Origin of the sequence: Pseudanabaena sp. Chao 1811, from assembly GCF_027942295.1 — a bacterium.
Taxonomy (GTDB): domain Bacteria; phylum Cyanobacteriota; class Cyanobacteriia; order Pseudanabaenales; family Pseudanabaenaceae; genus Pseudanabaena.
The window spans coordinates 2,567,694-2,580,459 of record NZ_CP101416.1; the positions used below are offsets into that span (position 1 = coordinate 2,567,694).

At 43.9% G+C, this 12,766-nt stretch carries 10 protein-coding genes and 1 pseudogene; 6 read left to right on the plus strand and 5 right to left on the minus strand.

Annotated features, from left to right (window positions below; genetic code table 11):
* The first annotated feature begins 128 nt into the window (after positions 1-128).
* The 5 genes and pseudogenes from psaA to NMG48_RS11755 form a co-directional block, all read left to right on the plus strand.
* Entirely contained in the window at positions 129-2,381 is a 2,253-nt protein-coding gene (gene psaA, locus NMG48_RS11735; RefSeq protein ID WP_271251739.1) for a photosystem I core protein PsaA, read from the plus strand.
* 36 nt (positions 2,382-2,417) lie between these two features.
* Entirely contained in the window at positions 2,418-4,646 is a 2,229-nt protein-coding gene (gene psaB, locus NMG48_RS11740) for a photosystem I core protein PsaB (RefSeq protein ID WP_271251740.1), read from the plus strand.
* Between the two features lie 385 nt (positions 4,647-5,031).
* On the plus strand, positions 5,032-5,361 hold the full coding sequence (locus NMG48_RS11745; protein ID WP_271251741.1) for a hypothetical protein: 330 nt from the start codon (positions 5,032-5,034) through the stop codon (positions 5,359-5,361).
* A gap of 172 nt (positions 5,362-5,533) precedes the next feature.
* Complete coding sequence (locus NMG48_RS11750; RefSeq protein WP_271251742.1) at positions 5,534-6,943, plus strand: hypothetical protein; 1,410 nt, start codon at positions 5,534-5,536, stop codon at positions 6,941-6,943.
* Between the two features lie 66 nt (positions 6,944-7,009).
* Positions 7,010-7,624 (plus strand): annotated as a pseudogene (locus NMG48_RS11755) (IS256 family transposase); the annotation flags it as partial.
* Between the two features lie 33 nt (positions 7,625-7,657).
* On the opposite strand, the gene NMG48_RS11760 reads toward NMG48_RS11755, so the two are convergent.
* The 3 genes from NMG48_RS11760 to NMG48_RS11770 all read right to left on the minus strand — a co-directional run bounded on the left by NMG48_RS11760 (position 7,658) and on the right by NMG48_RS11770 (position 9,756).
* Positions 7,658-8,869: an IS256 family transposase gene (locus tag NMG48_RS11760; protein WP_271251743.1), complete on the minus strand. Its 1,212-nt coding sequence runs from the start codon at positions 8,867-8,869 to the stop codon at positions 7,658-7,660.
* Positions 8,870-9,071: 202 nt separating this feature from the next.
* Positions 9,072-9,491 (minus strand): type II toxin-antitoxin system VapC family toxin, encoded by a 420-nt coding sequence (locus NMG48_RS11765; RefSeq protein ID WP_271251744.1) that lies wholly within the window; start codon positions 9,489-9,491, stop codon positions 9,072-9,074.
* Positions 9,478-9,756: a CopG family transcriptional regulator gene (locus tag NMG48_RS11770; protein WP_271251745.1), complete on the minus strand. Its 279-nt coding sequence runs from the start codon at positions 9,754-9,756 to the stop codon at positions 9,478-9,480. Before NMG48_RS11770 ends, NMG48_RS11765 begins: the two co-directional genes overlap by 14 nt.
* A gap of 109 nt (positions 9,757-9,865) precedes the next feature.
* Here NMG48_RS11770 and NMG48_RS11775 point away from each other — a divergent pair, with 109 nt between their 5' ends.
* A complete protein-coding gene (locus NMG48_RS11775; protein WP_271255270.1) occupies positions 9,866-10,957 on the plus strand; it encodes a L,D-transpeptidase family protein in 1,092 nt (363 codons plus the stop codon).
* A gap of 37 nt (positions 10,958-10,994) precedes the next feature.
* On the opposite strand, the gene NMG48_RS11780 is transcribed toward NMG48_RS11775, so the two are convergent.
* Together NMG48_RS11780 and NMG48_RS11785 are read right to left on the minus strand one after the other, a co-directional pair.
* The gene (locus NMG48_RS11780) at positions 10,995-11,777 is read right to left on the minus strand and encodes an MBL fold metallo-hydrolase (protein WP_271251746.1); all 783 of its coding nucleotides are present in this window, start codon (positions 11,775-11,777) and stop codon (positions 10,995-10,997) included.
* Positions 11,778-11,899: 122 nt separating this feature from the next.
* Positions 11,900-12,499, minus strand: a complete 600-nt coding sequence (locus NMG48_RS11785) for an anthranilate synthase component II (RefSeq protein ID WP_126385356.1) — start codon at positions 12,497-12,499, stop codon at positions 11,900-11,902.
* Positions 12,500-12,766: the final 267 nt, after the last annotated feature.

Consider the following 12,766-nt stretch of genomic DNA (forward strand, 5'->3'; position numbering starts at 1 on the left):
TTACCTCATCGTGGCACAGCGACTCTTGTACAGCAGTACTTATCTCATTCATAGATTCAGCACTATGAGAGAGCTTGCCTAATCGTTTAATCTACTTTGTCTTAACAGTCTGAGAGAGGAAAATTTACATGACAATGACTCCTCAAAAGCCAGACACAGAGGTAAAGGTATCGGTTGATCGTGACGTAGTACCTACTTCCTTTGAGAAGTGGGGACAACCTGGTCACTTTGACCGCACCCTAAAGAAGGGACCAAAGACAACAACATGGATTTGGGATCTTCATGCCAATGTGCATGACTTTGACAGTTTCACAACCGAAGAAGATACTGCCCGTAAGATCTTCTCCGCTCATTTTGGGCATCTAGGTATTGTCTTCATTTGGCTCAGTGGTATGTACTACCATGGAGCAAAATTCTCTAACTACACCGCTTGGTTGTCTGATCCTGTCAGCATCAAGCCCAGTGCCCAAGTGGTCTGGAACGTTTTCGGTCAAGATATCTTGAACGGTGATGTTGGTGGCGGTTTCCAAGGTATTCAAATCACTTCTGGTTTGTTCCACCTTTGGAGAGCATCTGGTATCACCACGGAGTATCAACTCCTCTGCACCGCAATTGGCGGTTTGGTGATGGCAGGTTTGATGTTCTTCGCTGGTTGGTTCCATTACCACAAGTCAGCTCCTAAACTTGAGTGGTTTAAGAATGCTGAATCGATGATGAACCACCACTTGGCTGGTTTGCTCGGTTTAGGTTCTCTCGCTTGGGCTGGACATCAGATCCACGTTTCGATTCCTGTCAACTATTACCTTGACAAGGGCGTAGCTGCTAGTCAGATTCCTGCACCCCATGAGTTCATTCTTAATCCTTCCTTGATGTCGGATATTTTCCCTAGCTTTGCTCAAGGTGTAACTCCTTTCTTCACTTTGAACTGGGGCGCTTATGCAGACTTCTTGACTTTCAAGGGTGGTTTAAATCCTCAAACTGGTTCTTTGTGGTTGACTGACCAAGCTCACCATCACCTTGCGATCGCGACACTTTTCATCATCGCTGGACATATGTACCGCACCAACTGGGGTATCGGTCACAGCATGAAGGAAATCCTCGAAGCTCACAAGGGTCCTCTAACTGGTGAAGGTCACAAGGGATTGTATGAAATCTTCACAACCTCTTGGCATGCTCAACTTTCTTGGAACTTAGCTTTGATGGGTTCTTTGAGCATCATCGTTGCACAACACATGTATGCAATGCCTGCTTACCCCTACATTGCCACTGACTACGCTACTCAAATCTCTCTATTCACACATCACATGTGGATTGGTGGATTCTTGATTGCTGGTGGTGCAGCTCACGCTGGTATTTTCATGGTTCGCGATTACGATCCTGCTAAGAATGTAAATAACTTGCTTGATCGCGTAATCCGTCACCGCGACGCTATTATTTCCCATCTCAACTGGGTATGTATTTTCCTTGGCTTCCACAGCTTTGGTCTTTACATCCACAACGACACCATGCGTGCATTGGGTCGTCCTCAAGATATGTTCTCTGACACAGCAATTCAGTTGAAGCCCGTCTTCGCTAACTGGATTCAAGGCTTCCATGCTGCTGCTGCTGGTGTAACTGCTCCTTATGCAGGCGCTAGTGTTAGCCCCATCTTCGGTGGTGACACTATCGTTGTCGGCGGTAAGGTTGCTGCTGCGCACATGGCTCTTGGTACTGCTGACTTCTTGGTACACCATATCCATGCATTTACCATCCACGTTACTGTATTGATCCTCCTCAAGGGTGTTCTTTACGCTCGTAACTCTCGCTTGATTCCAGATAAGGCAGAACTCGGTTTCCGCTTCCCTTGCGACGGTCCTGGTCGTGGCGGTACATGTCAAGTTTCGGCATGGGATCACGTATTCCTCGGCTTGTTCTGGATGTACAACTGTATTTCCGTTGTTATCTTCCATTTCTCTTGGAAAATGCAGTCCGATATCTTCGGTACTGTCGATGCAAGTGGCACTGTCACCAACATGGCAGGTGGCAACTTTGCACAAAGCGCATTGACCATCAATGGTTGGTTGCGTGACTTCTTGTGGGCACAAGCTTCTAACGTAATTCAATCCTACGGCTCGGCATTGTCAGCTTACGGTTTGATTTTCTTGGGCGCTCACTTCATCTGGGCATTCAGCCTCATGTTCCTGTTCAGTGGTCGTGGCTACTGGCAAGAATTGATCGAGTCAATCGTATGGGCACACAATAAGCTCAACGTAGCTCCTGCTATCTCTCCTCGCGCTTTGAGCATTACTCAAGGTCGTGCTGTGGGTCTAGCTCACTACCTATTAGGTGGAATTGCCACAACTTGGGCGTTCTTCCTAGCCCGTTACGGTGCACTTGGGTAAACTGGCTTAAATTTAAACGGAGAAATTGAAGTAAAAATGGCAACGAAATTTCCTAAGTTTAGCCAGGCTCTCGCACAGGATCCTTCAACCCGTCGGATCTGGTATGCGATCGCCACAGCGAACGACTTTGAAAGTCATGATGGTGTCACCGAAGAAAGTCTTTACCAAAAGATTTTTGCTTCTCACTTCGGACACTTGGCAATCATCTTCCTGTGGACATCTGGCAACCTGTTTCACGTAGCGTGGCAGGGTAACTTCGAGCAATGGATCAAGAATCCTCTCACTACTCGCCCAATCGCCCATGCGATTTGGGATCCTCACTTCGGTAAGGCAGCAGTTGAAGCATTTACACAAACCGACGCTGCTGGTCCTGTAAATATCGCTCTCTCTGGCGTTTATCAGTGGTGGTACACCATTGGTATGCGTAGCAACCAAGAACTATTCGGCGGCGCAATTTGGCTGTTGATTCTTTCAGCTCTCTTGCTATTTGCTGGTTGGCTACACCTTCAGCCTAGTTTCCGTCCTAGCCTTTCTTGGTTCAAGAATGCTGAATCCCGTCTAAACCACCACTTGGCTGGTTTGTTCGGTGTTAGCTCCTTGGCATGGACTGGTCACTTGGTACACGTAGCTATTCCTGAAGCCCGTGGTGTTCATGTGGGTTGGGAAAACTTCTTGAGCGTACCTCCTCATCCAGCAGGTCTTGCACCTTTCTTTACTGGTAACTGGGGTGTATATGCTCAGAATCCTGATACCGCAGGTCATGTGTTCGGAACAGCTCAAGGTGCAGGTACAGCAATCTTGACCTTCTTGGGTGGTTTCCATCCTCAAACAGAAGCTCTTTGGTTGACTGACATTGCCCATCACCATTTGGCGATCGCTGTTTTGTTCATCATCGCTGGTCACATGTACCGTACCAACTTTGGTATTGGTCACAGCATGAAGACAATCATGGAAGCTCACAATCCTCCTAAGGGTACTCCTTTCGGCGGTATGATCGGCGAAGGTCACAAGGGTATCTATGACACCTACAACAACTCGCTTCACTTCCAACTTGGTTGGCACTTGGCTTGTTTGGGTGTTGTAACTTCCTTGGTTGCTCAGCACATGTACTCCATGCCTTCCTATGCGTTCATCGCGAAGGACTTCACCACTCAAGCTGCTCTATATACTCATCACCAATATATTGCTGGTTTCTTGATGGTTGGTGCGTTTGCTCACGGTGCGATCTTCTTCGTTCGTGACTACGATCCTGAAGCTAACAAGAACAACGTGCTTGCACGTATGCTTGAGCATAAAGAAGCAATCATCTCTCACTTAAGCTGGGTATCTCTCTTCTTAGGTTTCCACACCCTCGGCATCTACGTTCACAACGACGTAATGCAAGCTTTCGGTACTCCTGAAAAGCAAATCTTGATCGAGCCTGTATTCGCACAATGGATTCAAGCTGCTCATGGTAAAGCTCTCTACGGATTCGATGTTCTCCTCTCTAACGCAAACAGCGTAGCTTCTACGGCTTACCCCAACAGCGGTAACGTTTGGTTGCCTGGTTGGTTGGCTGGTATCAATGCTGGTGATAACTCCTTGTTCCTCACCATTGGACCTGGCGACTTCTTGGTTCACCATGCGATCGCTCTAGGTCTACACACCACCACCTTGATCTTGGTTAAGGGCGCGTTGGATGCTCGTGGATCTAAGCTCATGCCAGACAAGAAAGACTTCGGCTACAGCTTCCCTTGCGACGGTCCTGGTCGTGGCGGTACTTGCGATATCTCTGCATGGGATTCCTTCTACCTCGCTATGTTCTGGATGTTGAACACCATTGGTTGGACAACCTTCTACTGGCATTGGAAACACCTAGGTGTATGGCAAGGTAACGTTGCTCAGTTCAACGAATCCTCTGTCACCATCATGGGCTGGCTCCGTGACTACCTATGGCTCAACTCCGCTCAGTTGATCAATGGCTACAACCCTTATGGCATGAACAATATCTCTGTTTGGGCTTGGATGTTCCTCTTCGGACACCTTGTCTGGGCAACTGGATTCATGTTCTTGATCTCTTGGCGTGGTTACTGGCAAGAGTTGATCGAAACCCTAGTATGGGCGCACCAACGCACACCTCTTGCAAGTTTGGTTCAGTGGAAAGACAAGCCTGTGGCTCTCTCCATCGTTCAAGCTCGTTTGGTTGGCTTGGCTCACTTCACAGTCGGCTACATTGTTACTTATGCAGCCTTCCTGATTGCGTCTACGACAACAGCTTTCGGTTAATCTAGCTTGCTAGTTAATTAAAAAAATCCCTCACAGCAATGTGGGGGATTTTTTTATTAGTTGTATTTTTTGAGCTATTGCCCTGAGCTTATTTGAGCTACTGAAAAGTTCAAACTTTTTATTAATGCATTATGAGGAATCAGTGATTTCCGGTATTGGTCAGCTAAGAGGGGATAGATGCTGAAACGCCGATTTCATACCGACAAAAAAGACGCAAATACGTTGATCACGCTTTAACTGTCCAGTGCCCTTTCCGACTTTTAGCTGCACATCATATTTATATGGAATCATAGGTGATTTTTAAATGATATGATATTTAGGTGTTATTCATGTACTATTTTTTAGAAATGAGTACCAAAACTATCCCTAAGCTTTAGCGTAAAACATGGCTATTAGTAGAACCTCTCAAATCACAGGTATTCTCGAAAAAAGGCAACCTCTTGCGAGAAGAGTTGCAGAAGTAGAGTCGAATCTTAAAACTCTTGCCTTAGCATTACAGGATCTAGATAAATACCGTAGTCAATTAATATCAAAAATTGATGATCTTGATAGCATTGGACGCTTACAGGAAATAAACCTTACAGGTATCCAATCTAGTATCAATGAAGAACTGGGGGCTTTAGGTAAACTAAAAAATCGATTTTCACGCAATACGCTTAATATTGGCGTGATTGGAAGGGCGGGACAAGGTAAAAGTCGATTACTACAAAGGTAATTGCTCAACCTAGAAGAAATAAAGGTTTCAGCCATTTTGATGCATCAAAAAACACCTAAATGATTCCATTCTCATTAAGTAAACGATAAATTACTATTTTATTTATTAATTTATAAAGATAATCAGTAATTTGCCAGTTATATGAACACTGTTTTTTGTTGATTCTTCTAGGTTGAGCAGTTACCTACAAAGTTTATCAGGGCTATCTGATGAAATTCCTACTGGCGATCGCTCCCATTGCACAGGTGTTCGTAGTACGATTCATCACAATCCGAACGTAGAAACCTATGGGGAGATTTGGTTTCATTCTGAGCGATCGTTTTTGAATGAGGTAATCAATCCTTACTACGAAAAGTTGCGGTTAGGCGTTAAACCCTTTGCTTTAGATGAGTTTGCGAGAAATCCTTTGCCACCACTTCATCAAGACTTTTCAGGGCAAGCTGAGTATGGGGCAATGTATGAACATTTTCGTAAGTATCATACGAACTTTGACAAGTACAAGCACTTATTGAGAGAGGCATCACCCCATCGAATTTCTAAGGAGCAAATTCGTGAATATGTGGCTCAGGATGCTCCTGACGGTCAGAGAGTTTTCTTTAATTACTTAGCTGTTCAAGAAGCCAAAATAGTTTGTTCTTTTCCAAATACTGATGTTGGACAGATCACTTTAATCGATATGCCAGGTTTGGGGGATACGGGACTTGGCGATGCGGAACGATTGATCCAGATTTTGGGGCAGGATGTTGATGTTGCTTTGTTTGTGCGAATGCCAAGACCACCGAGAGATTATTGGGCGGATGTTGATGTCAAGCTTTACGATACAGCCCGTTCTGCTTTAACGGATTTACCGATTAATCTTTGGTCATTTATTGTTTTGAATAAGACTGATGCAACTTCTCGAATGGGCGACAATCTCGTTTATTGCGAGGATTTGGAGAATTCGCGAGAAGCTAGTCATATTAAGGTAGTTGATTGTATAACGGCTAATTGTGCGGATCGCCAAGAAGCAAATCAAAAAGTCCTCGATCTCGTGCTTGATTATTTGACGCTAAATATTATTGATTTAGATCAGCAGTACGCTTCTGCCTGTCAGGAGCGACTAAGCAGGTTACAGAGTGCTGCAAAAATAGAGATTGAGAAAGCTAAAACAGCTTTGGGGATTAGCGCAAAAGGAGATAGTTGGTTTCCAGTTTTTGTTAATTTGTTCGATCAACTTTGGGAAGATCTAACTGTAGGTTTAGAGGGTTTACTGCGAGAATTACGATATCAGCGTGACGCGCAGGATATTGATTTCAAAAATCAAGTCAATGCTGCGATACAGAAATGTAAAGAGGATACGGGGATTCCGTCTATTGCCGATATTAAGGCTCTCCGTGATAAGGAAGCTGCTTATGGTATTGCCTACAACAAGTATCTTCATGAAATACGCGCCCACTTGTCCCAACATTTCTTGACTTTAGATGATGGTTTGAAGCAATCGCTTGAAGGGATTAAGTCTCAGGTTGTAGATATATTGAGCAAACAAGGTAAGTTGAGTGCGTTAACCAACAATCAAGGCAGTGAATTCGAGAGTGTAAAGTGAAGTGTGTAAAGTCTGGGATATATACAGAGAGATGATCTAGACACACAATTACCAACACTAAAACTGATGAATATACGCAAAGAATTGCTCGACGAATTGCTGCAAGAATGTAAAACACCACCTGACCTATTCGGAGAAGGAGGCATTCTGAAACAACTGACGACCGCATTAGTGGAGCGAGCATTGGAAGCAGAACTATCAACCCATCTGGGATACGGTAAGCACGAACCTAGACCAGAAGGACAAACCAACAGTCGCAACGGTTATAGCCAGAAAAAAGTGCAAGGTGACTTTGGCGTAGCCGAAATCGCAGTCCCCCGAGATCGGCAAGGGGAGTTTGAACCGCAGATGGTGAAGAAAGGACAAAGTCGCTTGTCAGGACTAGATGAAAAGATCATTGCTCTCTACGCACGAGGTATGAGTGTCAGGGATATTCAAGCCCAGTTGCAAGAAATGTATGGTGTTGAAGTATCACCAACACTTATTTCCAATGTTACAGATGCAGTAATTGACGAGGTGAAGCAATGGCAAAACCGTCCCCTTGAAGCAGTCTATCCAATCGTCTTTCTGGACTGTCTAGTCATCAAAGTCCGAGACAATGGCAGAGTGATTAACAAATCCTTGTACTTTGCCTTGGGCGTGAATATGGACGGGTACAAGGAATTACTGGGTATGTGGATGAGACTGTCAAGTAAAATGTGTAAAGTCTAGAAGCTAGACGTGGAGACGATCCTCGAAGAGGATGGCAAAGCGATTAAGAGCAGGTTTCCAATCACGAATCGGCATCGTCCACTTCTTCGAGATATTCCGCATTGCTAAATAAACGAGCTTGAAAGCAGCATCATCAGAGGGAAAAATCTGTTGGGATTTAATCACCTTCCGCAAACTACTGTTCATCGACTCAATCGCATTGGTGGTATAAATCGCCCTGCGAATCTCGGTCGGGAAAGCAAAGAAGGGGATAATGTTTGCCCAATGACTGCGCCAAGACTTGGAGATTGATGGATATTGCTTGTCCCACTTTTCAGCAAAGAGTTCGAGATTAAACTCAGCCTCCGATTCCGTCGCCGCGCTATAAATAGCCTTGAGGTCAGCACAAACTTGCTTGCGTTGTTGCCAAGGTACAAAAGCGACCGAGTTTCTGACCATGTGGACAATGCATAACTGCACCTGAGTTTTAGGAAATACCGTCTCAATCGCATTAGGGAAACCAGTCAAGCCATCGACACAGGCAATCAAAATATCTTTGACCCCACGGTTGTGAATTTCGGTGAGTACTGACAACCAGAATTTCGCACCTTCATTCGGAGAAATCCACATACCCAGTAATTCCTTGTACCCGTCCATATTCACGCCCAAGGCAAAGTACAAGGATTTGTTAATCACTCTGCCATTGTCTCGGACTTTGATGACTAGACAGTCCAGAAAGACGATTGGATAGACTGCTTCAAGGGGACGGTTTTGCCATTGCTTCACCTCGTCAATTACTGCATCTGTAACATTGGAAATAAGTGTTGGTGATACTTCAACACCATACATTTCTTGCAACTGGGCTTGAATATCCCTGACACTCATACCTCGTGCGTAGAGAGCAATGATCTTTTCATCTAGTCCTGACAAGCGACTTTGTCCTTTCTTCACCATCTGCGGTTCAAACTCCCCTTGCCGATCTCGGGGGACTGCGATTTCGGCTACGCCAAAGTCACCTTGCACTTTTTTCTGGCTATAACCGTTGCGACTGTTGGTTTGTCCTTCTGGTCTAGGTTCGTGCTTACCGTATCCCAGATGGGTTGATAGTTCTGCTTCCAATGCTCGCTCCACTAATGCGGTCGTCAGTTGTTTCAGAATGCCTCCTTCTCCGAATAGGTCAGGTGGTGTTTTACATTCTTGCAGCAATTCGTCGAGCAATTCTTTGCGTATATTCATCAGTTTTAGTGTTGGTAATTGTGTGTCTAGATCATCTCTCTGTATATATCCCAGACTTTATACACTTCACTTTACACTCTCCCTTTTTGAAAGATTTCCAAACTAGATAACCTGAATTATAGGTCTGCACCAATGCTTAACCTTCTGGACATAAAGCTTTGAATTTATAAGCTCTTGGGCGATCGCACTTATGTGGCGATCACTATTTTTTGGACATCAAATTCTCAAAAGGATGACGACTTTTCCAGCGATAGGTATTAAAATCTCGAAAATCAATAGATAGAATTCGCCCATGCCCCAAATGTTCCGCCAGAATAATCAGTGAAGCGTCCGCCAAATCCATTGGTAGAGAACTATATTGATTCATCAATTCACTGATTCTTTTCCCATCTTGAACTTTGAGATCAAAAACCTCAAAAGCCCCAACTTCTAGACTATGAATGAACGTCTGTTGAGCATTGGTGCCTGTACGTTTCAAGAGAATATGACAAGCTTCTGTAATTACACACCATGTTGTAATCAAAGGCTCATCAATTGTATCTAAAACCTCTTGAGCGAGAACATGATAATCATCACGGCGGTTAATCAACGCGATCCAAAATCCCGAATCAACGATGACCATATTTTTCGTTAAGACTTTCAGTGAGATATTGCTTACAATTAACTGATAGATCAGAATCACCCTCAGCACAACCAATTAGCCCTGATTCTCTAAGGAGTTGCAAAGGTTTTACGGAGGATTCTTGATGTAATTTTTCGTAGTAAAGATCGATCGCCACTTTCATAATGTCAGATGCGCCTTGATTTGTACGCTGACGAATGTAGTTAAACTTACTAGCGCGATCGCGATCAAGCCTTGCATTAACTCTCATATCTTTGCTTGTCATAATCTTGTATGACAGTATACCTCGTAGGAGCTTTGAGGTGCAATATGTTAGACTGCATAGCTACTTTGGACAACTAAGTCAACATTAAATGCAATAGCAATTGGAAATTATGAGAAGGCGATCGCAAAATCAGCAATATCTTTCATCTTCTTTTGTCCGCATTACTATAATTACCGCTAGTGTATTTAGCTTTATTTCTCTAAATCTGGCTACTCCTAATGTTACTTGGGCAAAAAGTATCAGTAGTTCTGAGCGTTCGTCTAAGTTTCTGTTTATAGACTTGCAAAGTCATTGGGCCCGTAAGTTTGTTGAAGGATTATTGTCTAATCAGTCTTTAAGTAATTTGTTAGTTTCTCCTGATTCTATTAGCCAATTTCAGCCTGATCGCCCCATTACCCGTGCTGAACTTGCCAATTTATTAGATGCTGCCTTTGCTAATGGCAAAGCACCTAAAATTACAAATCGACTTAATGAACCAGCAACAAAAGCCGAAACCTTAGTCGCGATCGCTAGTCAACTTAATCTCAATATCAAAGCTACTAAGACACCACAGGCATATTTGCTATCGATGTATCGTGACGCTTCTCAGGTTCCTGACTATGCTATTCCTGCGATCGCCACGCTTACACAGGAAGGCTTAGTTACTAATTATCCAGATCCACGTATTCTTGCGCCTAAGGATACTATTTCTAAAAGTGAGCTGGCAGTGCTGCTGTATCAAGCACTTGCCTATCAGAAAAAACTACCATTATTAAAATCACCCTATACGATTAATCCCAATCGCCAATTGTGGGATCGTGAACTAATGCAGGTGACGAGTCTTGAAGTAAGCATTAGTCGCCGCACTGTTACTGCTTTTCATGGCGAAATTCCCCTCAAGACTTATCCTGTTGCGGTGGGGCGCGAAGGTTGGAGTACACCAGTAGGTAATCATCGGGTATTGCAAACTATTGAATATCCTGCTTGGCGCAACCCATTTACGGGGGATGTCATTCCTAGTAAAGATCCTGATAATCCTTTAGGCGATCGCTGGATTGGCTTTTGGACTGACGGCAAAAACTGGTCAGGATTTCACGGCACACCAAATCGTGCTTCTGTTGGACAAGCTGCATCCCACGGCTGTATCCGTATGTATAACGAAGATGTTCGTGAATTATTTAGCCAAGTGACTGTGGGAACTGTGGTGAAAGTATCACCATAAATCACCATAAAAAAAGGTGGCTTAGCGCCACCCTTTTTTATTTTTTGAGAACACGAATTACTGTGCTTTGCGGTAGGTTGCTGGCATTAATTTCTAAACTAGATCCATCTAATTTCTTGATACTATCGCTAGGCATGAGCGCGAGAAATTCATCGATAGATGCTAATTGACAAGACTTACTAGATTTATCGGTACGATAATAAGAGGGAATAACTATACGGGGATTTAGTTCTTTAACAATCGCCTGTGCTTCTGTCGGAGAATAGGACTTTGCTGCGGAGGGATCACTACTTTGCTCATTACCACCGATGGGTAAAATTAAGACATCGGGACGACCAATCAAAATTCTTTGTGCCGATGTGATAGGGGCAGCAGCGCTACCCAAATGAACTATAAAAATACCAGACTGTTTCCATTTCCATGCCACATTACGTCCAAACCTCCGACCACCGATGCGATCGTGATCCATTGATATTCCTTGAAGGTTAATCCCTTTGAGGTTGTAGGAACCTGGCTCAGACAAAACGCGCCGATCCTTCGGTAAATTCTCTAAATATCCTTCGTCGAGCAAGCGCGAACTAATCAAAACATAGTCAGATGATGCTGTGGGGGCAGGTAAATTGTTAGTACAACCAGCAGGACGAAAGGGATGGGTGAGGAACGTGACTCCATCGCCTGCGATTAAAAATGATAGATGCCCTAGCCATTCAAGTCTTAGTGTTGAATTAGTTTGTGAGTTCGCGGCATCAGCGATAATTCCTGCGGTAAAAGCTGAGATTAGTCCACCTTGAGCGAGTCGAAGAATTTGTCTGCGGCGCATGTTGTTTAGTTAATTGTTTACTTGGGATTAGGTGAGGATTGCCCCACAAAAATAATTGCAGCGCTTAGCGCTGAAACTCAATATTTAAGGTAGGTGGTATTTTGCGCCGCCTACCTTAAATATTAGGTTTTGACGCTTAAACCTTTTAAGAAGTTTCTCAGTAAGTCTTTGCCTGCCTCAGTCAAGATACTTTCAGGATGAAATTGTACGCCTTGAATGTGAGGATATTGCTTGTGTCGGACTCCCATAATTATGTCATCTTCAGTCCATGCAGTCACTTCTAGCACATCGGGGCAGTTTTGACGATCAATAACTAAGCTATGATATCGAGTCGCGGTAAATGGGTTAGCTAGTCCTTCTAAAATACCGACTCCAGTATGATAGATCTGCGAAGTCTTGCCATGCATCAAATAAGGTGCAGAGACGACCTTGCCACCGTACATCAAGCCCATACTCTGATGTCCGAGACATACACCTAAGATCGGAGTTTCTGCGCCCAGCTCTGTAATAATATCCAGCGATACGCCTGCTTCTTCAGGGCGACCAGGACCTGGTGAAATTACGACTCCTGCGGGATTAAGTTGCTTGACTTCTTCGATATTTATTTCATCGTTGCGCTTAACTAATATTTCACCTAATGCAGGAAACTCAGGAAGCAGTTCCCCAAGGTACTGTACTAGGTTGTAAGTAAAGCTGTCGTAATTGTCGATAACGAGAATCATGGTAACAGTTCTTGTATTTGCAAGGCTTGGGGCTTGAAGGCGATCGCCAATTTCTTACTCAATTTAGTCTTCTCAATTTAACATTCTTTGGCAAGTAGTCAGAAGTGATTCAGAAGTTGGCAATCTAGTAATGCTTGAGTTAGTTAGTCTCAAGAGATGAGTGGCTTGGCATTACATTTAGTTATTGCCAACTTCTGGATAGAGAAGGCTTAACCATAAAGTATAAAGTGCTGTAATATTTGTGGATTCGACTGGCATTAACACGAA